Raw genomic sequence first — 25211 nt, forward strand, 5'->3', positions numbered from 1 at the left:
GCGCCGACGGCGGCGGCATCCGTCACCGGACACCGCCGCCGCGACGCGGTTGCGGAGCGGGCTCAGCCGAACCAGAGCGCGAGCTCGCGCTCGGCCGACTCGACCGAGTCGGAGCCGTGCACGAGGTTCTGCTGCACCCTCAGGCCCCAGTCGCGGCCGTAGTCGCCGCGGATCGTGCCGGGCGCCGCAGTCGTCGGATCGGTGGTGCCGGCGAGGACCCGGAAGCCCTCGATGACGCGGTTGCCGGCCACGCGCATCGCGACCACGGGACCGGACTCCATGAACTCCACGAGCGGCTCGTAGAAGGGCTTGCCCTCGTGCTCGGCGTAATGCTGCGCGAGCAGCTCGCGGTCGGGCTGCACCATGCGGATGTCGACGAGCGAGTAGCCCTTCGCCTCGATGCGGCGGAGGATCTCGCCCGTGAGGTTGCGCGCGACGCCGTCGGGCTTCACCAGCACGAGGGTCTCTTCGATGGCGGTGGTCATTCGGGTTCCCTTCCTGGGGCGGCGGACGCCGCCCGATCACGGTCGATGCGCGCGCCGGCGATCATGCAGTACGCCCACATGCCGCCGAACAGCGCACCCACGACGAACATCGCCGGGTTCAGCACGCCCGACGCGAAGATGACGGCCTGCAGCGCCCAGCCGAGCCCGTAGGCCCACTCGTGGCGCAGCGAGCCCACGGTCACGACGAGGCCGAGGATGACCAGGCCGCCGCCGGCGAGCGGCGCCCACTCGGGCAGGCCGAGGATGCCGCCCTCCTCGCGCGACAGCCCCCAGATCACGAGGGCCGCGAGGAAGACGACGACGACCTCGAAGACGAGCACGATGCTCGCGAGCGTGCGGCGCACCGAGCGCGGTCCGCCGGGCACGGGCCGCGGCACCTCGTCGCCCGCCGGTCGCTCCGGGTCGGCGGCGGTCATCGGCTCGCCCAGCCGCGATCGTCGGCGATCGCCATCGCGTCGCCCACGAGCGTGACCGACCCGGTCACCACGACGCCGCGCTTCTCGCCGCGCGTGGCCCAGTCGCGGGCCTCGTCGAGCGCGTCGTCGAGGCGCTCGATCACGTCGACGCGCTCCGGCCCCACGATCGAGGCGACGGATGCCGCAAGCTCGCCGGCCGGGATCGCCCGGTCGGATTCGGACTGCGTCACGACGAAGCTCGCCGCCGTCGGCTCGAGCGCCCTCACGATGCCGGTCGCGTCCTTGTCGCCGAGCACGCCGAGGACGACGACGAGCTCGTCGAAGTCGAAGTACTCGCCGAGGGCCTCGACGAGCGCGCCCGCGCCGTGCGGGTTGTGCGCGGCGTCGACGAGCACGGTCGGGTCGACCGAGATCGGGTGGAGCCGGCCCGGCGAGGTCGCCCCGCCCAGCCCCGCCTCGACGACGTCGTCGGCCAGGCGCACGCCGCCGCCGAGGAACGATTCGACCGCGGCGATCGCGAGCGCCGCGTTCTCGGCCTGATGGCGGCCGTACTGCGGCAGCGCGAGGTCGCGGTACTCGCCCGCGAGGCCGCGCACCGACACGAGCTGGCCGCCGACGGCGACCTTCGAGTCGAGCACGGCGAAGGCGCCGCCCTCGACCGCGACCGTGGCATGCTTCGACGCGGCGACCTCGTGCAGCACCTCGAGTGCCTCGGGAGCCTGGAAGGCGGTCACGACCGCGGCATCCTGCTTGACGATGCCCGCCTTCGTGCGGGCGATCTCGGCCACGGTCCGGCCGAGCCGCTGCTCATGGTCGATCGCGATCGGCGTGATGACGGCGACCTGGCCGTCGGCGACGTTCGTGGAGTCCCACTCGCCGCCCATGCCGACCTCGAGCACGGCGACGTCGACGGGCGCGTCGGCGAACGCCGCGAAGGCGAGCACCGTGAGCGCCTCGAAGAACGTGAGCGGTTCCTCGCCGCGACCCGTGAGCTCGGCGTCGACGAGGTCGAGCACCGGCAGGATCTCGTCCCAGATGCGCGCGACCGCCTCGTCGGCGATCGGCGCGCCGTCGATGCGGATCCGTTCGGTGAACCGCACGAGGTGCGGGCTCGTGAGCAGGCCCGTTCGGAGCCCCTGCGCCCGCAGGATGCTCTCGATCATCCGGCTCGTCGAGGTCTTGCCGTTCGTGCCCGTCAGGTGGATCACGGGAGCCGCGCGATGCGGGTCGCCGAGCAACTCGACCGCCCGGCGGGTGGCGTCGAGCCGCGGCTGCGGCGACGCCTCGCCGACCCTCGCGAGCAACGCCGCATAGACGGCGTCGGCCGCGTCGCGCTCCTCGGGCGTGGACTCGGGGATCACGTCGGTCACCGGGCCGTCACCTCCGCGAGCTTCTCGACCGCGACCGAGAGCTTCGACGCCTCGCCGACCGAACGCGCGTCGTCCCCGCCCACGTCGCCGGCGGCGATCACGACCTCGGGCGCGAGTGTCTCGCGGCCGATGAGGTCGCGGTGCGTCTCCGCGGCGGCGGCGCCGGCGGCGGTGTCGAGCGTGAGCGTCAGGCGGATGCGATCGCCGACCTCGAGGCCGGCTGCCTTGCGGGCGTCCTGCACGGCTCGGACCACGTCGCGCGCGAGGCCCTCGGCCTCGAGCTCGGGCGTCGTCGCGGTGTCGAGGATGACGAAGCCGCCGTCGGCGAGCAGCCCGAGCGCCTGGCCGCCGTCACCGGCGCCGCTCGCCTCGAGCACGAGGTCGTACTCCCCCGGCTCGAGCGCGATGCCGCCCGCGACGACCGCGTCGCCCTCGAGCGTCCAGTCACCCGAACGCGCGGCCCGGATCGCCTGCTGCACCCGCTTGCCGAGTCGTGGTCCGGCGGCGCGCGCGTTCACGGTGAGCCGCTTGGTGACGCCGTAGGCGGCCGCGCTCGACTCGTCGAACTCGACGAGATCGACGCGCTTGACGTTGAGCTCGTCGCGCAGGATCGCTTCGAACGGTGCGAGCATCGCGGCCTCCGCAGTGACGACCGTGAGCGACGCGAGCGGCAGTCGCACTCGCCGCCCGGCCTGCTTGCGGAGCGCCAGCACCGCACCGGTCACCTCGCGCACGGCATCCATCGCCGCGACGAGCTCGGGATCGGCCGGGAACTCGGAGGCGTCGGGCCAGTCGGCCAGGTGCACGCTGCGGCCTCCGGTGAGCCCGCGCCAGACCTGCTCGGTCACGAGCGGGAGCAGCGGCGCGGCGAGACGCGTCAACGTCTCGAGGACGGTGTGAAGCGTGTCGAACGCCTCGGCGCCCGTGCCGTCCTCGGCGACGCCGCCCCAGAACCGGTCGCGCGACCGGCGCACGTACCAGTTCGTGAGCACGTCGGCGAAGTCGCGGAGCTTCTGCGCCGCGAGCGGCGAGTCGAAGTCCTCGAGGTCGGCCGTGACCGCCTCGACGAGGTCGCGCAGCTTGGCGAGGAGGTAGCGGTCGAGCACGTCGGTCGAGTCGGTTCGGCGGGATGCCTCGTAGCCGCCCTCGCGCGCCGTGTTGGCGTAGAGCGAGAAGAAGTACCAGGTGCTCCACAGCGGGAGCATGAGCTGGCGCACGCCCTCGCGGATGCCCTCCTCGGTGACGATGAGGTTGCCGCCGCGCAGCACCGAGCTCGACATGAGGAACCAGCGCATCGCGTCGGAGCCGTCGCGGTCGAACACCTCGTTGACGTCGGGGTAGTTGCGCAGCGACTTCGACATCTTCTGCCCGTCGTTGCCGAGCACGATGCCGTGGCTCACGACGTTCTCGAACGCCGGGCGGTCGAAGAGCGCCGTCGACAGCACGTGCAGCGTGTAGAACCAGCCGCGCGTCTGACCGATGTACTCCACGATGAAGTCGGCCGGGTTGTGCGAGTCGAACCACTCGCGGTTCTCGAACGGGTAGTGCACCTGCGCGAACGGCATGGAGCCCGAGTCGAACCACACGTCGAGCACGTCGGGAATGCGGCGCATGGTCGACCGGCCGGTCGGGTCGTCGGGGTTCGGGCGGGTCAGCTCGTCGATGTACGGGCGGTGCAGGTCGGGCTCGCCGTGCTGGTTCACCGGCAGGCGGCCGAAGTCGCGTTCGAGCGACTCGAGCGAGCCGTAGACGTCGATGCGCGGGTACGCGGGGTCGTCGCTCTTCCATACCGGGATCGGCGAGCCCCAGTACCGGTTGCGGCTGATCGACCAGTCGCGCGCGCCCGAGAGCCACTTTCCGAACTGGCCGTCCTTGACGTTGGCCGGGACCCAGTTGACCTCCTGGTTGAGCTCCTCCATGCGGCCGCGGAACTCCGGCACGCGCACGAACCAGCTCGACACCGCGCGGTAGATGAGCGGGTTGCGGCAGCGCCAGCAGTGCGGGTACGAGTGCTCGTAGCTCGCCTGGCGGAGCAGCCGTCCCTCGGCCTTCAGGAGCTGGGTGAGCGGCTTGTTGGCGTCGCTCCACAGCTGGCCCGCGACATCCGTCACCTCGGGAAGGAACCTGCCACCCTCGTCGAGTGAGACGATCACGGGGATGCCGACCGCCTCGCAGGCCTTCTGGTCCTCCTCGCCGTAGGCGGGCGCCTGGTGCACGAGTCCGGTGCCGTCCTCGGTCGTGACGTAGTCGGCGACGAGGATGGTCCAGGCGTTCTCGAGCCCCCAGCGCTCGATGTCGGCGTAGTAGTCGAACAGGCGGTCGTAGGTCACGCCCTCGAGTTCGGCGCCGCGGACCGTGCGCGACACCGCGGCGCGCGCCTCCTCGGGCGACTCGTAGCCGAGCTCCCTCGCGTAGTTGCCGACGAGGTCGACGGCGAGGAGGTACTCGGCCCCGAGCACCTCGGTGTCGGATGCCGCGCCGCCCGCGCGCTCGCGGAGGACCGTGGCATCCGGGGTGCCGTTCGGACCGGCGGGGACGACCGCGTACTCGATGTCGGGGCCCACTGCCAGCGCGAAGTTCGTCGGGAGGGTCCACGGCGTGGTCGTCCAGGCCAACGCGCGTACGGCGGTGAGCCCGAGCGATTCGGCCTTCGCGCCCGTGAGCGGGAAGGTGACGGTGACGGTCTGGTCCTGGACGTTCTTGTAGACGTCGTCGTCCATGCGCAGCTCATGGTTGGAGAGCGGCGTCTGGTCGCGCCAGCAGTACGGCAGCACGCGGTGGCCCTCGTAGGCGAGGCCCTTCTCGTGCAGCTGTTTGAAGGCCCAGATGACGGATTCCATGAACGTCACGTCGAGGGTCTTGTAGTCGTTCTCGAAGTCGACCCAACGGGCCTGGCGGGTGACGTACTCCTCCCACTCCTTCGTGTAGCGGAGGACGGCGTCGCGCGCGGCCTGGTTGAACGCGGCGATGCCCATCTGCTCGATCTCGGCCTTGTCGGTGATGCCGAGCTGGCGCTCGGCCTCGAGCTCGGCGGGCAGGCCGTGGGTGTCCCAGCCGAAGCGGCGATGCACCTGCTTGCCGCGCATGGTCTGGAAGCGCGGGAAGACGTCCTTCGCGTAACCCGTGAGGAGGTGCCCGTAGTGGGGCAGCCCGTTGGCGAAGGGCGGGCCGTCGTAGAAGACCCACTCCTCGGCGCCGTCGCGCTGGTCGACGGAGGCCTGGAACGTGCCGTCGGCCTTCCAGTGCGCGAGCACGTCGCGCTCGATGGCGGGGAAGTCGGGCGACGGGGCCACGGGCTGGTCGTCGTTGCGGGGGTACACGCGCGCTCCTTGCGGGACGGATCACCTACCGCGAGGACGCCGGGACCGGTTCGACCCCTGCGCGGTACCACCCCGCTTGCCCGGCAGCGTCGCACCGGACCTCTCTGCTGCGGCTGTGACGGGCCTGCCCCGTTCGGTTCTACTGGGCTCGCGGTGGTGCTGCGGGCGGTTCTTCCGAAGACTCCCCGGTGATGGCCGGATCGATGTCGGTCCTTCCAGACTACCGGGTCGGCGGCGGGCGTCGCACGCCGGTTGCGGGACCGCCCGGGGTCCAGCGGTACGCCTCGCCGATGAGCTCGAGGAGGGCCTGCTCGGGCAGGTCGCGGGCCCTGGCCTCGTCGACGAGGTCGTGGATGGCGCCCGCGAGGGCGCCGTGGCCGCCGAGCCGGACAGCGACGACCGCGCCGCGGCCGCGATGCAGCTCGATGAGGCCCTCGTCGCGGAGGGTCCGGTAGGCGCGGAGGACCGTGTGCATGTTGACGCCGACGGATGCCGCGAGCTCGCGTGCCGCGGGAAGGCGTTCGCCGCCCGCGAGGCGGCCGTCGACGATCGAGGCGCGGATGCCGCTCGCGAGCTGCCGGTGCAGCGGGATCGCACTGGTCGGGTCGATGTGGATCAGCACTTCATGAATCTACTTGTTCTATGCATATACTAACAAGTTGCTTGTGGCGCCATCCGCGCGGTGTCAGGATGATCCGGGCCCCCACGACGCGGCCCGATCCCACTCTCCCCTTCCTGCAAGGACCTCGATGCGTGCTGCACCCGTGACCACTCGGCGCCTCGGCCGCCGTTCCGCCCTCGTCACCGCCGGCCTCGCGTCGGCGCTCGCGCTCACCGCCTGTCAGGCGGCCGAGCCGGAGGGCTCCGACGAGCCGGTCGAGGGCGGCACGCTCGTCTACGCGAGCGGCGACGCCGAGCCCACGTGCCTCGACCCCCACGTCGGCGGCAACTACCCTCAGGCGCTCATCGCCGGGCAGTTCCTCGAGTCGCTCGTCTCGCGCGACTCGTCCGGCGAGATCATCCCGTGGCTCGCCGAGTCATGGGAGTCGTCGGAGGACGGCCTGTCGTGGGAGTTCGCGCTCCGAGAAGGAGTGTCGTTCACGGACGGCACGCCCTTCGACGCGGAGGCCGTGAAGGTGAACGTCGAGCACCTGCAGGACCCCGCGACCCAGTCGTCCACGGGCTACCTCGCGATGGGCAAGGTCGAGCAGGTGGAGGTCGTCGACGACCTCACCGCCCGCTTCGAGCTGACGAGCCCCGACAGTGCCCTCCTCGAGTCGCTCAGCCAGCCGTGGACCGCGATCCAGTCCCCCGCCGGCATCGCGCGGGGCATGGAGGAGAACTGCGAGGCGCCGATCGGCACCGGCCCGTTCGTGGTCGACGAGTGGGTGAAGCAGGACCGTGTGACCCTGGTCCGGAACGACGACTACTCGTCGCCGCCCGCCGATGCCGAGCACGACGGGCCGGCGTACCTCGAGGCGATCGAATGGCGCTTCGTCCCGGATGCCGCCTCCCGCTACGCCGCGCTCCAGGGCGGCCAGGTCGACGTCATCGACAACCCGCAGCCCGACACGATCGCCGCCGCCGCCGAGTCCGGAGCGTTCACCTGGCTCGACGCACCGCGACCGGGCGCCTCGAACCGGATCGAGCTGAACTCCGGTCAGGCGCCCTTCGACGACGAGCGCGTCCGCGAGGCGTTCATCCGCGCAGTCCAGGTCGACGACGGCATCGACGCGCTGTTCTTCGGCACCGCGGAGCGGTCGTACTCGGCGCTGTCGTCCGCCGAGGCCCTCGCCTACTCGGACGAGACGCTGTTCGAGCCCGACCTCGAGCGCGCGAACGAACTGCTCGACGAGGCGGGCTGGACCGAGCGCGACGCCGACGGCACGCGCCTGAAGGACGGCCGGCGCCTGAGCCTGCGCTTCCCGGTGAGCACGAACCAGTCGATCCCTGCCGAGCAGTCGCTGTTCGACCAGGTGCAGGCGACCGCCGAGGAGGCCGGCTTCGATGTCGTCATCGACCTGCTCGACCTGTCGAGCTGGTACGGCCGGCTGTTCGCGAACGAGTACGAGATCGTGAGCGCGCCATACACCAAGGTCGGGCCCGACGTGCTGCGGATCCTGTACCACTCCGACAGCATCACGCCCGCTCCGAGCGGCTACTTCGCGAACCTCGCGCAGCTCGACGACCCCGAGGTCGACGCACTGCTCACCGAGGCCGCCGCGACGAGCGACGCCGACGCGCGCGCCGACCTCTACGAGCGCGCGCAGCAGCGCATCCTCGGCGGGTTCTACCTCCTCCCGCTCTACGACCAGCAGAACAGCTTCCTCCTCGACCCGTCGGTTCGCGGCGCCCGCGCCATGCCGACCGTGTCGACCCCGACCTTCCATGACGCCTGGCTCGCCGGCTGAGCCGAGCCCGCGCCGCCGCAGCACCGCGCGTCACGCCGCAGTGCTCGTCGGCGGCGCCGTGTTCGTCCTGTGGGCGGTCGCGACGCTGACCTTCATCGCGATCCGCCTCATCCCGGGCGATCCGGCGCAGGCCATCCTCGGCGGGCCGGGTTCGCAGGCGTCGCAGGAGGCGCTCGACCTCGTCCGCCAGGAGTACGGGCTCGACCAGCCGCTCGTGGTGCAGTACCTCGCCATGCTCGGCCGGCTGATCACCGGCGACCTCGGCACGTCCTACGCGCTCAAGGTGCCGGTCGCAGAGCTGCTGGCCGCGCAAGTCGGGGGAACGCTGCTGCTCGCCGTCCTCGCGCTCGCCTCGGCGTGGGTGCTGGCGCTGGGGCTCTCCCTCTGGTCGACCGGCCGCGGTCGTGCGGCAGCGGCCGTCGGCGAGGGCATCGAGCTGACCGCGGCCGCCCTGCCGCACTTCTGGCTCGCGGCGGTGCTCATCGCGGTCTTCAGCACGGGCCTCGGATGGTTCCCGCCCGTGTCCACGGGCACCCCGGCCGGGCTCGTGCTGCCCGTCATGACGCTCGCCGTGCCGCTCGCCGGCTTCCTCGCGCAGGTCATGCGCGAGAGCCTGCTCGACGCGCTGCAGCAGCCGTTCGTGGTCTCCGCGCGGGCGCGCGGCGAGAGCACCGCGGGCGTCCGACTCCGGCACACCATTCGCCACGCCGCGCTGCCCGGCATCAGCCTGTCCGGCTGGGCCCTCGGCTGGCTGCTGTCGGGCGCCGTCGTCGTCGAGACGATCTTCGCGATGCCCGGGCTCGGCCGCACCCTCCTGCAGGCGGTCACGCTCCGCGACATCCCGGTCGTCGTCGGCGTCGTGCTGCTCGTCGCGCTCGTCTACGTCGTCATGACCGTGCTCACCGACCTCGCGGCCCGGATCGCCGACCCGCGCCTCCGGCAGGAGGGCGCACGATGAGCGAGCTCGAACTCCGGCAGGCCACCGTCACGGCGGCGGTCGAGCACGACGAGGCGCCCAGGCGACCCCGAGTGCCTCGCATCGGAACGCTGCTCGCGTTCGCGTTCGTGCTCTTCCTCGTCATCGCGTCGTTCGCGCCGTGGCTCGTGCAGACCCAGCCGCCGAACGCGATCTCGGCCGCGGAGGCGTTCCAGCCCCCTTCGGCGGCGCACTGGTTCGGCACCGACGAGTCCGGCCGCGACGTCTACAGCCGCGTCGTCGCGGGTACGAGCACGTCGCTCACGATCGGCGTGATCGCCACCCTCATCGGCCTCGCGCTCGGCCTCGTGCTCGGCGTGCTCGCGAGCTTCGGCGGCCGCGCCGTCGACTTCGGCGTCAGCCGGCTCGTGGAGGTGCTGTTCGCATTCCCGGGCCTGCTGCTCGCGCTCCTCGTCATCGTGATCTACGGGCCCGGGCCCGTGACGGCCACGATCGCCGTCGGGCTGTCCACCGCGCCCGGCTACGCGCGCATCATCCGCGGCCAGCTCATCTCGATCCGCACGGCGCCATACGTCGAGTCCGCCCGCGTGCTCGGCCACTCCCCTGCCCGCATCCTCTCCCGGCACGTCCTCCCGAATGCGCTCGTGCCGTTGTTCGTGCTCGCCACGCTCGGCGTCGGCCAGGCGATCGTGTGGGCGTCGGCGCTCAGTTACCTCGGGCTCGGTGCGCAGCCGCCGGCCGCGGAGTGGGGCGCCATGCTCGCCGCGGGTCGCACGTACCTCGCGACCGCGTGGTGGATGACCGTGTTCCCCGGGCTCATGATCGTCGGCACGACCGTCGCGACGACCGTGCTCGGCCGCGCGCTCACCCGCCGCCACCGGGAGGTGCGATGACCGATCGAACGGATGCCGCGACCTCGAGCCGCACCGCACGCGCGCCGCTGCTCGAGGTCGCCGGCCTTCGCGTCGCGTTCGGCCGGGACGAGGTCGTCCACGGGATCTCGCTCCGGATCATGCCCGGCGAGTGCGTCGCGATCGTCGGTGAGTCCGGCTCCGGCAAGAGCGTGACCGCACGCTCGCTCCTCGGGCTGGCCGGGCGGGGCGCCCGCACGACCTCCGACCGGCTCGAGGTGCTCGGCCGCGAGCTCGGCGACGCCGACGAACGCGCCTGGCGCGCCGAGCGCGGGCGCAGCATCGGCCTGATCCTCCAGGACGCGCTGGTCTCCCTCGATCCGCTGCGCCCGGTCGGCCGCGAGATCGAGGATCCCCTGCGCATCCACGAACGGATGCCGACCGCCGATCGCCGCGCGCGCGTGCTCGAGCTCCTCGACCGCGTGGGCATGCCGGACCCGGTGCTCGCGGCCGGCCGCCGTTCAGGCGAGCTGTCGGGAGGCCTGCGACAGCGGGCACTCATCGCCTCCGCCCTCGCCCTGGATCCGCCGCTCGTCATCGCCGACGAGCCGACCACAGCCCTCGACGTCACCATCCAGGCCCGCGTGCTCGCGCTCCTCGGCGAGGTGCGCTCGCGCGGCACCGGCCTGTTGCTGATCAGCCACGACCTCGCGGTCGTCAGCCGGCTCGCCGACCGGATCCTGGTCATGCGCGGCGGCCACGTGGTCGAGGAGGGACCGTCCGGGCAGGTGCTGGGCTCGCCCCGCGAGGCGTACACCCGGGCGCTCATCGCCGCAGTGCCCACGGACCGGGCACGAGGGGAACGGCTCGGTCTCGCCGGACCCGAGCCGATGCCGCCTGACACGCTGCCGGCCCCCGCCGAGGTCTCTGCGCGCCCGGGCACCGCTGCCGACGGCACCGCGCCGGTGCTCCGGCTCGACCGCGTGACCAAGACCTTCCCCGTCCCGGGCGGCAGGTTCGCCGCCGTCGACGACGTGTCGCTCGAGCTGCGGGCCGGCGAGACGCTCGGCCTCGTCGGCGAATCCGGTTCGGGGAAGACGACCGTCGCGCGGCTCGCCCTCGCACTGACCGAGCCCGACTCCGGCAGCGTGGAGCTCCACGGCGCGCGCTGGTCGGGGCGTCCCGAACGGGAACGACGACCGATGCGACGGCGCATCGGAGCGGTCTACCAGGACGCGCTGAGCTCCTTCGACCCGCGTTGGAGCATCCGCGGCATCCTCGACGACGCGGTCGCCGTCGCCCTGCCCGGCGCCGGACGCCGCGATCGCGGTCGACGCATCGCCGACCTGCTCGACCAGGTCGGGCTCGCGGCCTCCTTGGCCACCCGCCGCCCGCTCACGCTTTCGGGCGGGCAGCGCCAGCGCGTCGCGATCGCGCGCGCGCTCGCGGCGGCGCCCGAGGTGCTCGTCTGCGATGAGCCGGTCTCCGCGCTCGACGTGACCATCCAGGCGCAGATCCTCGACCTGCTCGACGACCTCCAGCGTCGGGACGGCCTGGCGCTGCTCTTCATCTCCCACGACCTCGGCGTGGTCCGGCACATGAGCGACCGGATCGCGGTCATGCGCGCCGGCAGCATCGTCGAGGCGGGCGGAGCCGAGGACGTGTTCGCGTCGCCGCGGCATCCGTACACCGTCCGACTCGTCGCCGACGCACCCCGGCTCACGACGTGACCGGCCCTCCGGCGCGGGCGTTGCCCGGCGAACCGGGGCGCCAGTAGCATCGGGGCGAGCCCGGGAGGCGCGATGAGCCAGGACGATGCGACACGACCGGTTCCGCACGAGCCCGCGACCGAGCGGCTCGGCACGGCGCCCGATCCTGCGGATCCCGGTCGACCGCCCGGCACCCGCCGGATGACGTGGCTGTGGGTCGCGATCGGCGTGCTGGCCATCGCCGTCCTGGTGCTGCTCGCGCTCCTCATCCTGCGACCGGCCGCGACGCCCGCGGCGGACACGACCGCCACGCCGACGCCGAGCGAATCGCCGTCGAGCACGCCCCCGGCCGAGACGAGCCCCGAGGCCACCACGGAGCCCGCCCCGCCATCCGCACCCGTGTTCACGTCGTTCAGCGCCGAGCCGACGACCGCCGACTGCTCGGGCGGTGCCGCATCCGTCCCCCTCGTGTTCAGCTGGTCGAGTGAGGGCGCGACGGAGGCATGGATCGGCGTCGGCACCACGGACGCGCAGGCCGCGCCCTACGAGGCGGTGCCGACCTCGGCCTCCGGCTACGCGAACCTCGCGTTCCAGTGCTCCGAGGAGAGCCAGGTCTACACCGTCACGATCAGCGGACCGACGGGCGTCACGCACAACTCGGTGACCATCGTCAGGGGCTGACCGGGCGCGCGCCGGCGCCGCCGAAACTGGGTCGAGCGGGCCCGATGGGGTGCGCGCCTCGCGGTCCGGTAGTCTTGAACGTCGCATACTCAGGCACCTCATCACGGACTCGGTGCCGCACATACCGAACCGGAGCATCATGACCGACAGCGCGCGCATCCCCGACAAGCCGGCACTCGAGGGCCTCGAATCCAAGTGGGGCGATGCGTGGGAGGCCGACGGCACGTACCGGTTCGAGCGCGAGGGCGCGACCCGCGAGACCATGTACTCGATCGACACCCCGCCGCCGACGGCGTCCGGCTCGCTCCACATCGGCCACGTGTTCTCGTACACGCACACCGACGTCATGGCCCGCTTCCAGCGGATGCGCGGTCGGCGCGTGTTCTACCCGATGGGCTGGGACGACAACGGCCTGCCCACCGAGCGTCGGGTGCAGAACTACTACGGCGTGCGCTGCGACCCCTCGCTGCCGTACGACGGCGACTTCACGCCGCCCTTCGCCGGCGGCGAGGGCAAGAGCGTGAAGGCCGCCGACCAGCTGCCGATCAGCCGGCGCAACTTCATCGAGCTGTGCGAGCAGCTCACGGTCGAGGACGAGCAGCAGTTCGAGGCCCTCTGGCGCATGCTGGGCCTGTCCGTCGACTGGACGCAGACCTACCGCACCATCGCCGACGAGGCGCTGTTCACCTCGCAGCTCGCCTTCGTCCGCAACGTCGAGCGCGGTGAGGCCTACCAGGCGCTCGCGCCGACGCTGTGGGACGTGACGTTCCGCACCGCCGTGGCGCAGGCCGAGCTCGAGGACCGCGAGCAGCCCGGTCACTACCATCGCGTGGCGTTCCACAAGCCCGGCGGCGGGCATGTCGAGATCGAGACGAGCCGACCCGAGCTGATCCCCGCATGCGTGGCGCTCGTCGCGCACCCCGACGACGAGCGGTACCAGCCCCTGTTCGGCACGACCGTGACGACGCCGGTGTTCGGCGTCGAGGTCCCGGTCGTGGCGCACCACCTCGCCCAGAAGGACAAGGGCACCGGCATCGCCATGATCTGCACCTTCGGCGACGTGACCGACGTCGTGTGGTGGCGCGAGCTCGACCTCCCGAACCGCGCGATCATCGGCTTCGACGGTCGCGTGATCGCCGATGCGCCCGACGCGATCAGCTCGGGGGCGGGTCGCGAGGCCTATGCGAAGCTCGCCGGCAAGACCGCGTTCTCGGCGAAGCAGGCCGTCGTCGAGCTGCTGCGCGACTCGGGCGACCTGCTGGCCGACCCGAAGGCGATCACCCACCCGGTCAAGTTCTTCGAGAAGGGCGACCGCCCGCTCGAGATCGTCTCGACACGCCAGTGGTACATCGTCAACGGCGCGCGCGACGAGGCCCTGAAGAGCCGGCTCCTCGAGCGCGGTCGCGAGATCGACTGGCACCCGGACTTCATGCGCGTGCGCTACGAGAACTGGGTCGGCGGGCTCTCCGGCGACTGGCTCATCTCGCGCCAGCGCTTCTTCGGCGTGCCGATCCCGGTCTGGTACCCCCTCGACGGCGACGGCAACCCCGTGTACGACGAGCCCATCGTCGCCACGCGCGAGATGCTGCCCGTCGACCCGTCCTCGACCGCGGCCCCCGGGTACGACGAGTCCAGGCGAGGCGAACCCGGCGGGTTCATCGGCGAGCACGACGTGATGGACACGTGGGCGACCTCGTCGCTCACCCCGCAGCTGGCCGGCGGCTGGGAGCGCGATCCCGAACTGTTCGACCTGGTCTTCCCGTACTCGCTGCGTCCGCAGGGCCAGGACATCATCCGCACCTGGCTGTTCTCGACGACCCTCCGCGCCGAGCTCGAGCACGGCGCGTCGCCGTGGAGCAATGCCGCGATCTCCGGCTTCATCGTCGATCCCGACCGCAAGAAGATGTCGAAGTCGAAGGGCAACGTCGTCACGCCGTCGGGCCTCCTCGAGCAGCACGGCGCCGACGCGGTCCGATACTGGGCCGCATCGTCGCGCCTCGGCACCGACGCCGCCTTCGACCCGCAGAACCCGACGCAGGTGAAGATCGGGCGCCGCCTCGCGATCAAGGTGCTGAACGCGGCCAAGTTCATCCTCGGCTTCGAGGGTGCAGCGGATGCCGCGGTCACCGTGCCCGTCGACCGCAGCATGCTCGCGGGCCTCGCCACGGTCGTCGAGCAGGCCACGCGCGCGCTCGAGGCGTACGACCACGCCCGCGCCCTGGAGGTGTCGGAGACGTTCTTCTGGACGTTCTGCGACGACTACCTCGAGCTCGTCAAGGAGCGCGCGTACGGCGAGGCGAGCCCCGAGCAGGCGTCGGCGGTCGCCGCGCTGAAGACCGCGCTGAGCGTGCTGCTGCGCCTCTTCGCACCCGTCATCCCTTACGCGGCGGAGGAGGCGTGGAGCTGGTCGAACGACGGTTCGGTCCACGTCGCGCCCTGGCCGTCGGTGGAGGATCTCGCCGCTCGCGGTGAGGCCGGCGTGGAGCTGCTCGAACTCGCGAGTCTCGCACTCACCGGCATCCGTCGTGCGAAGACCGACGCGAAAGCCTCGCAGAAGACGCCAGTCGCCAGTGCGGTCATCGCGGCGCCGGAGGCGGCCACGACCCTGCTCGCGTTCGCCGAGGGCGACCTGCGCGCCGTCGGCCGGATCGCCGAGCTCCGCTTCGACACTGCCGACGCACTCGAGGTGCGCGAGGTCGTGCTCGACGTCCCAGTAGAGGAGGCACGCGCATGAGCGTGACGATCCGCGACATCCGCGACGGCGACTTCTTCGGCTGGCTGCCGCTCTTCGACGCGTACTGCCGCGCGCGCGACGTCGCGCTCGACGACACCAAGGCGCTCATCGTCTGGAGCTGGATCCAGGACCCGCGCAGCGCGCTCCGCGGCATCGTGGCGGTCGACGGCGACGGCGCGCCGGTCGGCCTCGTGCACTACCACCCGGAGCCGCGCACGATCGACGCGAGCGTCGGGCTCGTCGTCGACGACCTGTACGTCGACGACGCGCATCGCGGCAACGGCGTGGCCCGTCAGTTGCTCGGGACGGTCCGCGAGCGGGCGGGCGAACTCCACGCCACGCGCGTCAGCTGGTCGGCCGATCCCGGCGACGCGGACGGCATCCGGGTGTCGGAGGAGGTCGCTCGCCGCAACCCGGCCATCGCCTTCGAGATGGAACTCTGATGCGCCTCGGCACGCGCTGGGAGTTCGGCGCGGAACCGCCCGCGTCGGTGCCCGCCGGACTGCGGCCGCTCATCGCGACGGCCGAATCTCACGTCGCCGACGGCGCGGGGCGCCACTGGACGCTCACCTGGCTCGAGGGCCGCCCGATCGCCGAGCTCGACGACGGCACGGTCGTGACGATGGGCGACGCGCCCGCCGTCGACTCGCCCGAGGCGGACGACGAGAACTGGTGACCGCCCGCGTCGCGACCGGGTGAGGCCGCTCCGCGCTCGCGTCAGGCGCGCGCGATGATCTCCCCGTGCGGCATGAGGAACCAGGCATCGGAGTCGGCCGCCCATCCACGCCAGGCCTCCGCGATGCGATCCAGTTCGGCACGGCTGGAGTGCCCCGACTCGATCGCGTGCGCGGCGAACTGCGACCGCACCGCCCGCTCCGCCCACGCGCCGCCCCACCACTCGCGGTCGCGGTCGGATTCGAAGACCCAGACCGAACCCGACGCACGCACCTCGGCGAACCCGGCTTCGCGTGCCCAGCGCTTCAGCATGCGACCGGCGTGCGCCTCTCCCCCGTTCCAGGCGCAGATCGCTTCGTTGAGGGATCGCCAGCGCTCGAGTACCGGCGATTCCGGACTCCAGATGACGCCGCCGTAGTCGACGTCCCGGGCTGCGAGCACGCCGCCGGGCTTCAGCACGCGCCGGAACTCGCGCATCGCCTCGACGGGTCGCGCGAGGTGCTGCAGCACCTGGTGCGCGTGGACGACGTCGAACGAGTCGTCGTCGAAGTCGAGCCGGTACGCGTCGCCGACGCGGAACTCGACGTTGCCGACGCCCTCGCTCGCGGCGAGTCCGTTGGCACGCTCGACGACGTCGTCGGCCGCGTCGATGCCCACCACCTGCCCCGGACGCACGCGTCGCGCCAGGTCGATGGAGATGGTGCCCGGGCCGCTGCCGACGTCGAGCACGCGCATGCCCTCGGCGAGGTGCGGGACCAGGTACGCCGCCGAGTTCGCGACGGTGCGCCACTCGTGCACGCGGAGGACGCTCTCATGGTGGCCGTGGGTGTAGGCATCGCGCGATCCGGCGCCGGAAGCTCCGTCCATGCCACCGAGCCTACGGCGTGCGACCTCATGACGACCGGCCCGCCCCCACGTGGGGACGGGCCGTCGATGATGTCGGAATCAGATCGCGAAGCCCAGCGCGCGCATCATGTCGCGGCCGTCGTCGGTGATCCGCTCGGGACCCCACGGCGGCATCCACACCCAGTTGATGCGGAACCGCTCCACGACGCCGTCGAGCGACTCGGCGGTCTGTTCCTCGATGACGTCGGTGAGGGGGCAGCCGGCGCTCGTGAGCGTCATGTGGATGACGAGGGCGTCGTTCTCGTCGTCCCAGCTGAGGTCGTAGATCAGCCCGAGGTCGACGATGTTGACGCCGAGCTCCGGGTCGACGACGTCCTTCAGCGCCTCGCTGATCTCGTCGAAACGCTCGGGGGCGAGTGAGGTGACCATGGTGGGATTCTACCGGCGCCTACTGGGCGGCCGGCTCGGGGACGTTGTAGCGGTCGTAGCCCTCGTCCTCGAGGCGGTCGGCGAGCTCCGGTCCGCCCTGCTCGGCGATCCGGCCCGCCACGAAGACGTGCACGAAGTCCGGCTTGATGTAGCGGAGGATGCGCGTGTAGTGCGTGATGAGCATGATGCCGAGGCCGGTGTTCGCCTTGGCGCGGTTCACGCCCTCCGAGACGACCTTGAGCGCGTCGACGTCGAGGCCCGAGTCCGTCTCGTCGAGCACCGCGAACCGCGGCTTGAGCAGCTCGAGCTGGAGGATCTCGTTGCGCTTCTTCTCGCCGCCGGAGAAGCCCTCGTTGACGTTGCGCTCGGCGAAGGCGGTGTCCATGCGGAGGTTGGTCATCGACTCGCGCACGTCCTTCACCCAGCTGCGGATCGACGGCGCCTGCCCGTCGATCGCGGTCTTGGCGGTGCGGAGGAAGTTGGTGACGGTCACGCCGGGGATCTCGACGGGGTACTGCATCGCGAGGAAGAGGCCCGCACGCGCGCGCTCGTCGACGGTCATGTCGAGCACGTTCTCGCCGTCGAGGAGGATCTCGCCCTCGACGACGGTGTACTTCGGGTGGCCGGCGATCGTGTACGCGAGCGTGGACTTGCCGGAGCCGTTCGGCCCCATGATGGCGTGGATCTCGCCCTCGTGGATGGTGAGGTCGACGCCGCGGAGGATCTCACGGGTCCCCTGGTCGGTCTCGACGTTGACGTGGAGGTTCTTGATCTCGAGCACAGACATGGTGATTCGGTGGTCTCTTTCGTTCGTGTCGGCCGCGCGGGCCGGAAGCAGATGGAAGTCGGGGTCAGACGGCGATCTTCACCTCGGGGTCGATGAACACGCCCCCGTCGGTGATGTCGACCTGGTAGACGGGCACCGGCTCGTACGCCGGCAGTGTCAGCGGCTTGCCCGTAAGGAGGGAGAACTTCGAGCCGTGCGCCCAGCATTCGAGCGTGTCATCCTCGACGAACCCCTCGGAGAGCGAGATGTCGCCGTGCGTGCAGGTGTCGCCGATGGCGAAGATGTCGCCGGCCGCGTCCTTCACGACCGCGATCGGCACGCCCTCGACGACGAAGCGCTGGGCCTCATTGACGGCGAGGTCGTCGACCCCGCACACGCGAACGGATGCCACGTCAGCTCCCCTGCAATTCGGCCTCGAGCGCCGACATCAGGCGCCCCTCGAGCTCGGCGTCGCCGATCTGCTGCACGACCTCGGCGAGGAAGCCGCGGACGACGAGACGTCGCGCCTCGTCCTCCGTGATGCCGCGAGCCTGCAGGTAGAACAGCTGCTCGTCGTCGAACCGGCCGGTCGCCGACGCGTGGCCGGCGCCCTCGATGTCGCCGGTCTCGATCTCGAGGTTCGGGACGGAGTCGGCGCGGGTGCCGTCGGTGAGGACGAGGTTGCGGTTCTGCTCGTAGCTGTCGGTGCCGGTCGCGGCGTTGCCGATGAGCACGTCGCCGATCCACACGCTGCGCGCGCCATCGCCCTGCAGGGCGCCCTTGTAGGTCACGCGCGAGCGCGTGTGCGGGGCGTCGTGGTGCACGAACACCTGCTGCTCGAGGTGCTGGCCGGCGTCGGAGAAGTACAGGCCGAGCGCCTCGACGTCGCCGCCCTGTTCGGCGAGGTGCGTCGAGGGATTCACCCGGACGACCCGGCCGCCGAGCGAGACGACGATGTGCTTGAGCTTCGCGTCGCGCGCGATGCGCGCGAAGTGGCTCGCGAGGTGCACCGCGTCGTCGGCCCATTCCTGCAGCGAGACGACGGTGAGGTTCGCCCCCTCGCCGACGATGATCTCCACGTTCTCGGCGAGGCGCGCCTCGCCCGTGCCGCGGAGCACGACGAGCGCACGGCTGTTCGGGGCGGCCTCGATGACGGTGTGCGCGGCGCGCGGGCTGCTGCCCAGGTCGGAGCGCGAGACGGTGACCGCCTTGGCCTCCTCGCCTGTGACCGACACGAGGAGCGCCTCGTCGAAGCTCGACCAGGCGTTCGCCGCGGCGCGGTCCTCGGGCAGCCCGGCCGTGCCGATGCGCCGATCGTCGCGCGGGATCCACGACAGCTCCACGCCCGCGGCATCCGTGGACGTCACCTCGAGGCGCGAGCCGTCGAGCTCGCCCGAGGTGAGGTCGGCGAACGCGGCGACGGGCGAGTACTTCCACTCGTGCTCGCGACCGGTGACCGGGGCGAACGCCGCGACGTCCGTCGACCGGAACCGCTCGGAGCGGGTCTGGACGGGCACGACGGGGCCGTCGGAGTGGGGTCGGAAGCCGTGCTGCTCGGCTGTGGGCATAGCGGTGCTCTGCGTTGCGACGGTCATTCCTAGCCGACCGATCCTTCCATGCCCATCTCGATGAGCTTGTTGAGTTCCATCGCGTACTCCATGGGCAGCTCGCGCGCGATCGGCTCGATGAAGCCGCGCACGATCATGGCCATGGCCTCGTCCTCCGCCATGCCGCGGGACATCAGGTAGAACAGCTGCTCCTCGCTCACCTTCGAGACCGTGGCCTCGTGGCCGAGCTGCACGTCGTCGACGCGGATGTCGATCGCGGGGTACGTGTCGGAGCGGGAGATGGTGTCGACCAGGAGCGCGTCGCAGCGCACGGTGTTGGCCGAGTGGTGCGCGTTCGCGTCGACCCGCACCTCGCCGCGGTAGCCCGCACGGCCGCCGCCGCGGGCGATGGACTTCGACACGATCGACGACTGCGTGTACGGCGCCATGTGGATCATCTTCGCGCCGGCGTCCTGGTGCTGGCCCGGGCCCGCGAAGGCGACCGAGAGGGTCTCGCCCTTGGCGTGCTCGCCCATGAGGAAGATCGACGGGTACTTCATCGTCACCTTGGAACCGATGTTGCCGTCGACCCACTCCATGGTGGCGCCCTCGTGGGCGACCGCGCGCTTGGTGACGAGGTTGTAGACGTTGTTCGACCAGTTCTGGATCGTCGTGTAGCGCACACGCGCGTTCTTCTTCACGATGATCTCGACGACCGCGGAGTGCAGCGAGTCGGACTTGTAGATCGGGGCGGTGCAGCCCTCGATGTAGTGCACGTAGCTGTCTTCATCCGCGATGATCAGCGTGCGCTCGAACTGGCCCATGTTCTCGGTGTTGATCCGGAAGTAGGCCTGCAGCGGGATCTCGACGTGCACGCCCTTGGGCACGTACACGAACGAGCCGCCCGACCACACCGCGGTGTTCAGCGCGGCGAACTTGTTGTCGCCCGCGGGGATGACGGTGCCGAAGTACTCCTCGAAGATCTCGGGGTGCTCCCTCAGCGCCGTGTCGGTGTCGAGGAAGAGGACGCCCTGCTCCTCGAGGTCTTCACGGATCTGGTGGTACACGACCTCGGACTCGTACTGGGCGGCGACGCCGGCGACGAGGCGCTGCCGCTCCGCCTCGGGGATGCCGAGGCGCTCGTAGGTGTTGCGGATGTCCTCCGGGAGGTCCTCCCAGGTCTGGGCCTGCTTCTCGGTGGAGCGGACGAAGTACTTGATGTTCTCGAAGTCGATGTCCGAGAGATCGGCGCCCCAGGTCGGCATGGGCTTGCGGTCGAACAGCTGGAGCGCGCGCATGCGGCGCTGCAGCATCCACTCGGGCTCGTTCTTGAGCTTGGAGATGTCGGCCACCACCTCGGGCGACAGGCCGCGGCGGGCGGATGCGCCGGCCACGTCGGAGTCGGACCAGCCGAACTCGTACGTGCCGAGGCCCTCCAGCTCGGGGCGGTCGATGAGTACGTCCGTCATGCTCTCCCTCTTCTCCTCCCACGTACCGGATATCAGTCCGGCCCACCCCCGCCGCCCGGTCGAGGTGCCGCTGCAGTCGTGGGGTGATGTGCGGGTGGCTTCGTCGCGTACCTACAATGGCTGTGGGTCCGCCCACGCCCTCGCGCGTCTCACGGACCTGCCAACCAATCAAGTCTATAGGGTCGAAGGTCCCGGAAGTCCGACTCCCAGCGGCCTCCCACCGCGACCCGGATCAGGAACGACGAGCGTGAACCGCTTCACCGCGTGGCTCCCCGACCGCATCGACCGCCGGGTGCGGGTGGCCGCGTGGCTGTCCTTCGTCGCCCAGACGATCATCATCGCGACCGGGGGCGCCGTGCGCCTCACCGGCTCCGGGCTCGGATGCCCGACGTGGCCCCTGTGCACCGAGGACTCGCTCGTGTCGACGCCCGAGATGGGCATCCACGGCATCATCGAGTTCGGCAACCGCCTGATGACCGGCGTCGTCGGCATCGTCGCGCTTCTGGTCGTGCTCTCGATCTGGCGAATGCGACACGAGCGCCGCGACCTGTGGCGCCTCGCGGTCATCGTCGTCCTCGGCATCGTCGCGCAGGCCGTCGTCGGAGGCATCACGGTGTGGACCGGGCTCAACCCGTTCATCGTGGGCTTCCACTACGTCGCCTCGCTGCTGCTCGTGTGCGTGACCGCCGCCTACCTGGTGCGGCTCGACGCAGTCCCGGGTCCGCGCGAGCTCGCGGTGCCCCGCTGGTACGCCGCGCTCGCCCACGCCACGACGGCGGTGCTCGGCCTGACGATCGTCTTCGGCGTGCTCACGACCGCGTCGGGTCCGCACTCGGGCGACGCGGACGCGGGCCGCACCGGGTACAACGCCGAGCTGCTCGAGCACGTGCACGCGTGGCCCGGCTACGCCCTGCTCCTGCTGACGGTCGCACTCGTCGCCGCCGCCCGGCGCCTCCGCCTGCCGACCCTCGGCTGGGGCATCGCGCTGCTGGCGATCGAACTGGTGCAGATCGCGGTCGGCCTCTACCAGGCGCGCAACGGCCTGCCGCCGGTGCTCGTCGGCATCCACATGGTCCTGGCGGCGCTCACCGCCGCCACCATGACGGTGTTCGTACTGCGACTCAAGCGGCCGGCGACGACGGATGCCACGGCGTCGGACGCCGCGCTCGCGGCATCCGCTCGCTGACTCAGAACGGCAGCAGCGGGTCGATGCCGACCGCGAGGAACAGCAGTGACAGGTACACGATCGAACCGTGGAAGACCCGCATGGGCGAGACCTCCTCGCCGCGGATCGCCAGGCCGTAGAGGCGGTGCGTCTCGTAGACGAACCAGCCGCCGGTGACGAGCGCCACCGACGTGTAGAGCAGTCCCATGCCCGCGACGGGCACGAGGAGCAGCGATGCGGCGACCGTGGCCCACGCGTAGAGGACCACTTGGAGGCCGACCTGCGCGCGGCCGCGGACGACCGCGAGCATGGGCACCCCGGCGGCGGCGTAGTCGTCCTTGTACTTCATCGACAGCGGCCAGTAGTGCGGCGGGGTCCACAGGAAGATGATGAGGAACAGGATGAACGGTGCCCAGTCGAGGCTCCCCGTCACCGCGGCCCAGCCGATGAGCACCGGCATGCAGCCCGCGACGCCGCCCCAGACGATGTTCTGCGCCGTGCGTCGCTTGAGGATCAGGCTGTAGAACACGACGTAGAGCAGGATCGCGGCGAGCGACAGCGCGGCGGCGAGCCAGTTCGTGAAGGCCCAGAGCCAGACGATGGATGCGGCGCCGAGGGCGTATGCGAAGACGAGCGCCTCACGATCGGTGAGTTCGCCCGTGACGAGCGGCCGCCCCTTGGTGCGCTTCATCACTCGGTCGATGTCGCGGTCGATGTAGCAGTTGAACGCCCCCGCGGATCCGGCGCTCATCGCGCCGCCGATCAGCGTGGCGATGACGAGCCACAGGTCGGGAAGGCCGTTCGCGGCGAGGATCATGGTCGGCGCGGTGACCACGAGCAGCAGCTCGATCACCCTCGGCTTCGTGAGGGCGACGTACGCGGCGACCTTGCGTCGCAGGTTCGTCGTCGCCGGTCGAGCGTCGGGAATGGTCGGTGCGGCCTGCATGAACTTCCTCTTCCGGGCGCGCGCGGACTGGGCGGAGGCGTGCGCATTCCGTTCGATTCTAGGCCATGGCCGACGCCCGTCCCGACCGTCTCGCGACCCCGGGACGGCCGGGCACCGCGGCCGCGGGTGCGCGTCAAGCCCCGTCACAGAGCATGGGCGACTCCATATACTGAGGTCAGCGCGCCCGGGGCGCGGATTCGCCGTGCAACTCCACCTGACGCATGACCGGATCGGTCACCGGGCTCCACCGCGCCGTCGCATTTTCCGGCGGGTCCGGGAGCCGTATGGAGAAGGCTCCCCGACGCCGTCACGACCGGAAGGAACAGCAACCCGTGGCAACTCTGCACTGGGACCCCATCGACGATCGCGCGGTCGACACGGCGCGCATGCTCGCCGCCGACGCCGTGGAGAAGGTCGGCAACGGCCACCCCGGCACGGCGATGAGCCTCGCGCCCGTCGCGTACCTCCTCTACCAGAAGATCATGCGCCGCGACCCGGCCGACCACGGCTGGCTGGGGCGAGACCGCTTCATCCTGTCGGCCGGCCACAGCTCGCTCACGCAGTACGTGCAGCTCTACCTCGCCGGCGACGGCCTCGAGCTCGCCGACCTGCAAGCGCTCCGCACGTGGGGCTCGAAGACCCCCGGCCACCCCGAGTACGGCCACACCGACGGCGTCGAGATCACGACCGGCCCGCTGGGGCAGGGCCTCGCCTCCGCCGTGGGCTTCGCCTACGCGGCCCGCTACGAGCGCGGCCTCTTCGACCCCGAGACCGCGGCCGGCGAGAGCCCGTTCGACCACCACGTGTACGTGATCGCGAGCGACGGCGACCTGCAGGAGGGCGTCACGGCCGAGGCCTCGTCCCTCGCCGGCCACCAGCAGCTGGGCAACCTGGTCGTGGTCTACGACTCGAACCAGATCTCGATCGAGGACGACACCGACATCGCCTTCACCGAAGACGTCGCCAAGCGCTACGAGGCGTACGGATGGCACGTGCAGACGGTCGACTGGAAGAAGTCCGGCGACTACGTGGAAGACGTCTCCGAGCTGAACGACGCATTCGACGCCGCGAAGGCCGAGACCGGCAAGCCGTCGATCATCATCCTCAAGACGATCATCGGCTGGCCCGCACCCAACAAGCAGAACACCGGCAAGATCCACGGCTCGGCCCTGGGCGCCGACGAGCTCGCCGCGACCAAGGAGGTGCTCGGCTTCGACCCCGAGCAGACCTTCGTCGTCGCCGACGAGATCCTCGAGCACACGCGCGGAAACGCTCGCGATCGCGCCGCCGAGGCGAAGGAGACCTGGCAGCAGGCGTTCGACGCGTGGGCGGCCGCGAACCCCGAGCGCAAGGCCCTGCTCGACCGCCTCGAGGCCGGCGAGCTGCCCGGCGCACTCGAGGACGCGCTGCCCGTGTTCGAGCCCGGCAAGGACGTGTCGACGCGCGCCGCGTCGGGCAAGGTCATCAACGCGCTCGCCGCGCGCCTCCCCGAGCTGTGGGGCGGTTCGGCAGACCTCGCCGAGTCCAACCTCACCACGATCAACGACGCCGAGTCGTTCATCCCGGCCGAGCACTCGACGCACGAGTTCAGCGGCAACGCGTTCGGGCGCGTGCTCCACTTCGGCATCCGCGAGCACGCCATGGCCGCGATCGTGAACGGCATCGTCCTGCACGGGAAGACTCGCGCGTTCGGCGGCACGTTCCTGATCTTCAGCGATTACATGCGCCCGGCCGTCCGCCTCGCGGCGCTCATGGGCATCCCGTCGATCTACGTGTGGACGCACGACTCGGTCGCCCTGGGCGAGGACGGCCCCACGCACCAGCCCATCGAGCAACTGTCGTCCCTGCGCGCCATCCCGGGCCTATCGGTCGTCCGCCCGGCGGACGCCAACGAGACCGCGTACGCGTGGCTCGAGATCCTCAAGCGGCGCGGCGGACCCGCCGGCATCGCACTCACCCGCCAGAACATCCCGGTGTTCGAACGCGGCGAGGGCGCGGCATCCGGTGACACGCTCGCCTCGGCCGCGAACGCGGCCAAGGGAGCGTACGTCCTCGCGGAGGCAGCCTCGGGCGAGCCCGAGGTGATCCTCCTCGCCACGGGCTCCGAAGTGCAGGTCGCGCTGGCCGCACGCGAGCAGCTCGCCGCCGACGGCGTGCAGGCGCGCGTCGTGTCGGTACCGAGCCTCGAGTGGTTCGAGGAGCAGGACCAGGCGTACCGCGAGTCGGTGCTCCCGGCATCCGTCACCGCACGTGTCTCGGTCGAGGCGGGCCTGGCGCTGACCTGGCAGCGCTACCTCGGCACGCGCGGCCGCGCCGTCTCGATCGAGCACTTCGGCGCGTCCGCCGACTACAAGACCCTGTTCCGCGAGTTCGGGATCACGGCCGAGGCCGTCGTCGCCGCCGCGAAGGAATCGCTCGCGTCCGCGTGACTGA

22 protein-coding genes are annotated in these 25211 nt (G+C 71.2%); 10 read left to right on the forward strand and 12 right to left on the reverse strand.

All coding sequences use genetic code 11. From position 1 onward, the window contains the following. Nucleotides 1-62: 62 nt before the first annotated feature. The 5 genes from ndk to ACULK4_RS09810 form a co-directional block, all read right to left on the reverse strand. Nucleotides 63-485: a nucleoside-diphosphate kinase gene (ndk, locus tag ACULK4_RS09790; RefSeq protein WP_445964238.1), complete on the reverse strand. Its 423-nt coding sequence runs from the start codon at nucleotides 483-485 to the stop codon at nucleotides 63-65. Next, nucleotides 482-922 carry a DUF4233 domain-containing protein gene (locus ACULK4_RS09795; protein ID WP_445964239.1) on the reverse strand — a complete coding sequence of 147 codons (441 nt, stop codon included), beginning with the start codon at nucleotides 920-922 and terminating at the stop codon, nucleotides 482-484. The genes ndk and ACULK4_RS09795 overlap by 4 nt, the downstream gene beginning before the upstream one ends. Further along, a complete protein-coding gene (locus ACULK4_RS09800) occupies nucleotides 919-2292 on the reverse strand; it encodes a bifunctional folylpolyglutamate synthase/dihydrofolate synthase (protein WP_445964240.1) in 1374 nt (457 codons plus the stop codon). Before ACULK4_RS09800 ends, ACULK4_RS09795 begins: the two co-directional genes overlap by 4 nt. Further along, the gene (gene ileS / locus ACULK4_RS09805; RefSeq protein ID WP_445964241.1) at nucleotides 2289-5612 is read right to left on the reverse strand and encodes an isoleucine--tRNA ligase; all 3324 of its coding nucleotides are present in this window, start codon (nucleotides 5610-5612) and stop codon (nucleotides 2289-2291) included. The genes ACULK4_RS09800 and ileS overlap by 4 nt, the downstream gene beginning before the upstream one ends. A gap of 220 nt (nucleotides 5613-5832) precedes the next feature. Continuing rightward, nucleotides 5833-6234, reverse strand: a complete 402-nt coding sequence (locus ACULK4_RS09810; protein WP_445964242.1) for a GntR family transcriptional regulator — start codon at nucleotides 6232-6234, stop codon at nucleotides 5833-5835. A 127-nt stretch (nucleotides 6235-6361) separates the two neighbouring features. Between ACULK4_RS09810 and ACULK4_RS09815 the strand changes: the two genes are divergently transcribed. The 8 genes from ACULK4_RS09815 to ACULK4_RS09850 all read left to right on the forward strand — a co-directional run bounded on the left by ACULK4_RS09815 (nucleotide 6362) and on the right by ACULK4_RS09850 (nucleotide 15611). After that, nucleotides 6362-8023 (forward strand): ABC transporter substrate-binding protein, encoded by a 1662-nt coding sequence (locus ACULK4_RS09815; protein ID WP_445964243.1) that lies wholly within the window; start codon nucleotides 6362-6364, stop codon nucleotides 8021-8023. Beyond that, the gene (locus ACULK4_RS09820; protein WP_445964244.1) at nucleotides 8001-8981 is read left to right on the forward strand and encodes an ABC transporter permease; all 981 of its coding nucleotides are present in this window, start codon (nucleotides 8001-8003) and stop codon (nucleotides 8979-8981) included. Before ACULK4_RS09815 ends, ACULK4_RS09820 begins: the two co-directional genes overlap by 23 nt. Next, the gene (locus tag ACULK4_RS09825; RefSeq protein ID WP_445964245.1) at nucleotides 8978-9853 is read left to right on the forward strand and encodes an ABC transporter permease; all 876 of its coding nucleotides are present in this window, start codon (nucleotides 8978-8980) and stop codon (nucleotides 9851-9853) included. Before ACULK4_RS09820 ends, ACULK4_RS09825 begins: the two co-directional genes overlap by 4 nt. Continuing rightward, nucleotides 9850-11541 (forward strand): dipeptide ABC transporter ATP-binding protein, encoded by a 1692-nt coding sequence (locus ACULK4_RS09830; protein WP_445964246.1) that lies wholly within the window; start codon nucleotides 9850-9852, stop codon nucleotides 11539-11541. Before ACULK4_RS09825 ends, ACULK4_RS09830 begins: the two co-directional genes overlap by 4 nt. 72 nt (nucleotides 11542-11613) lie before the next feature. Then, entirely contained in the window at nucleotides 11614-12201 is a 588-nt protein-coding gene (locus ACULK4_RS09835; RefSeq protein ID WP_445964247.1) for a hypothetical protein, read from the forward strand. 139 nt (nucleotides 12202-12340) lie between these two features. Continuing rightward, on the forward strand, nucleotides 12341-14935 hold the full coding sequence (gene valS, locus ACULK4_RS09840) for a valine--tRNA ligase (RefSeq protein ID WP_445964248.1): 2595 nt from the start codon (nucleotides 12341-12343) through the stop codon (nucleotides 14933-14935). Beyond that, on the forward strand, nucleotides 14932-15378 hold the full coding sequence (locus tag ACULK4_RS09845; RefSeq protein ID WP_445964249.1) for a GNAT family N-acetyltransferase: 447 nt from the start codon (nucleotides 14932-14934) through the stop codon (nucleotides 15376-15378). The genes valS and ACULK4_RS09845 overlap by 4 nt, the downstream gene beginning before the upstream one ends. Further along, entirely contained in the window at nucleotides 15378-15611 is a 234-nt protein-coding gene (locus tag ACULK4_RS09850) for a hypothetical protein (RefSeq protein ID WP_445964250.1), read from the forward strand. Before ACULK4_RS09845 ends, ACULK4_RS09850 begins: the two co-directional genes overlap by 1 nt. A gap of 41 nt (nucleotides 15612-15652) precedes the next feature. Here the strand turns inward: ACULK4_RS09850 and ACULK4_RS09855 are convergent, their stop codons facing one another. The 6 genes from ACULK4_RS09855 to sufB all read right to left on the reverse strand — a co-directional run bounded on the left by ACULK4_RS09855 (nucleotide 15653) and on the right by sufB (nucleotide 20667). Beyond that, entirely contained in the window at nucleotides 15653-16477 is an 825-nt protein-coding gene (locus tag ACULK4_RS09855) for a class I SAM-dependent methyltransferase (RefSeq protein ID WP_445964251.1), read from the reverse strand. Nucleotides 16478-16555: 78 nt separating this feature from the next. Beyond that, nucleotides 16556-16885 carry a metal-sulfur cluster assembly factor gene (locus tag ACULK4_RS09860; protein ID WP_445964252.1) on the reverse strand — a complete coding sequence of 110 codons (330 nt, stop codon included), beginning with the start codon at nucleotides 16883-16885 and terminating at the stop codon, nucleotides 16556-16558. A 19-nt stretch (nucleotides 16886-16904) separates the two neighbouring features. After that, nucleotides 16905-17672: a Fe-S cluster assembly ATPase SufC gene (gene sufC, locus ACULK4_RS09865; RefSeq protein WP_445964253.1), complete on the reverse strand. Its 768-nt coding sequence runs from the start codon at nucleotides 17670-17672 to the stop codon at nucleotides 16905-16907. A 64-nt stretch (nucleotides 17673-17736) separates the two neighbouring features. Beyond that, nucleotides 17737-18063 (reverse strand): non-heme iron oxygenase ferredoxin subunit, encoded by a 327-nt coding sequence (locus ACULK4_RS09870; protein ID WP_445964254.1) that lies wholly within the window; start codon nucleotides 18061-18063, stop codon nucleotides 17737-17739. Between the two features lies 1 nt (nucleotide 18064). Then, nucleotides 18065-19219, reverse strand: coding sequence for a Fe-S cluster assembly protein SufD (gene sufD, locus ACULK4_RS09875; protein ID WP_445964255.1), 1155 nt, complete (start codon nucleotides 19217-19219; stop codon nucleotides 18065-18067). 29 nt (nucleotides 19220-19248) lie between these two features. Then, nucleotides 19249-20667, reverse strand: coding sequence for a Fe-S cluster assembly protein SufB (gene sufB, locus ACULK4_RS09880; RefSeq protein WP_445964256.1), 1419 nt, complete (start codon nucleotides 20665-20667; stop codon nucleotides 19249-19251). 247 nt (nucleotides 20668-20914) lie between these two features. Between sufB and ACULK4_RS09885 the strand changes: the two genes are divergently transcribed. Further along, on the forward strand, nucleotides 20915-21853 hold the full coding sequence (locus ACULK4_RS09885; protein ID WP_445964257.1) for a COX15/CtaA family protein: 939 nt from the start codon (nucleotides 20915-20917) through the stop codon (nucleotides 21851-21853). A 1-nt stretch (nucleotide 21854) separates the two neighbouring features. On the opposite strand, the gene ACULK4_RS09890 is transcribed toward ACULK4_RS09885, so the two are convergent. Further along, a complete protein-coding gene (locus ACULK4_RS09890; protein ID WP_445964258.1) occupies nucleotides 21855-22778 on the reverse strand; it encodes a heme o synthase in 924 nt (307 codons plus the stop codon). Nucleotides 22779-23110: 332 nt separating this feature from the next. Between ACULK4_RS09890 and tkt the strand changes: the two genes are divergently transcribed. Beyond that, nucleotides 23111-25207, forward strand: a complete 2097-nt coding sequence (gene tkt / locus ACULK4_RS09895) for a transketolase (protein ID WP_445964259.1) — start codon at nucleotides 23111-23113, stop codon at nucleotides 25205-25207. The last annotated feature ends 4 nt before the right edge of the window (nucleotides 25208-25211 follow it).

The organism is Agromyces selenitireducens, from assembly GCF_052748465.2.

Excerpts from the sequence above, each read along its gene's own strand:
- sufB (WP_445964256.1), bottom strand. The coding sequence starts at position 20,667 with ATGACGGACGTACTCATCGACCGCCCCGAGCTGGAGGGCCTCGGCACG.
- ACULK4_RS09795 (WP_445964239.1), bottom strand. The coding sequence starts at position 922 with ATGACCGCCGCCGACCCGGAGCGACCGGCGGGCGACGAGGTGCCGCGG.
- ACULK4_RS09835 (WP_445964247.1), top strand. The coding sequence starts at position 11,614 with ATGAGCCAGGACGATGCGACACGACCGGTTCCGCACGAGCCCGCGACC.
- ndk (WP_445964238.1), bottom strand. The coding sequence starts at position 485 with ATGACCACCGCCATCGAAGAGACCCTCGTGCTGGTGAAGCCCGACGGC.
- ACULK4_RS09825 (WP_445964245.1), top strand. The coding sequence starts at position 8,978 with ATGAGCGAGCTCGAACTCCGGCAGGCCACCGTCACGGCGGCGGTCGAG.
- ACULK4_RS09820 (WP_445964244.1), top strand. The coding sequence starts at position 8,001 with ATGACGCCTGGCTCGCCGGCTGAGCCGAGCCCGCGCCGCCGCAGCACC.
- ACULK4_RS09850 (WP_445964250.1), top strand. The coding sequence starts at position 15,378 with ATGCGCCTCGGCACGCGCTGGGAGTTCGGCGCGGAACCGCCCGCGTCG.
- ACULK4_RS09855 (WP_445964251.1), bottom strand. The coding sequence starts at position 16,477 with ATGGACGGAGCTTCCGGCGCCGGATCGCGCGATGCCTACACCCACGGC.
- ACULK4_RS09830 (WP_445964246.1), top strand. The coding sequence starts at position 9,850 with ATGACCGATCGAACGGATGCCGCGACCTCGAGCCGCACCGCACGCGCG.
- ACULK4_RS09815 (WP_445964243.1), top strand. The coding sequence starts at position 6,362 with ATGCGTGCTGCACCCGTGACCACTCGGCGCCTCGGCCGCCGTTCCGCC.
- sufC (WP_445964253.1), bottom strand. The coding sequence starts at position 17,672 with ATGTCTGTGCTCGAGATCAAGAACCTCCACGTCAACGTCGAGACCGAC.
- ACULK4_RS09890 (WP_445964258.1), bottom strand. The coding sequence starts at position 22,778 with ATGCAGGCCGCACCGACCATTCCCGACGCTCGACCGGCGACGACGAAC.
- valS (WP_445964248.1), top strand. The coding sequence starts at position 12,341 with ATGACCGACAGCGCGCGCATCCCCGACAAGCCGGCACTCGAGGGCCTC.
- ACULK4_RS09845 (WP_445964249.1), top strand. The coding sequence starts at position 14,932 with ATGAGCGTGACGATCCGCGACATCCGCGACGGCGACTTCTTCGGCTGG.
- sufD (WP_445964255.1), bottom strand. The coding sequence starts at position 19,219 with ATGCCCACAGCCGAGCAGCACGGCTTCCGACCCCACTCCGACGGCCCC.
- ACULK4_RS09860 (WP_445964252.1), bottom strand. The coding sequence starts at position 16,885 with ATGGTCACCTCACTCGCCCCCGAGCGTTTCGACGAGATCAGCGAGGCG.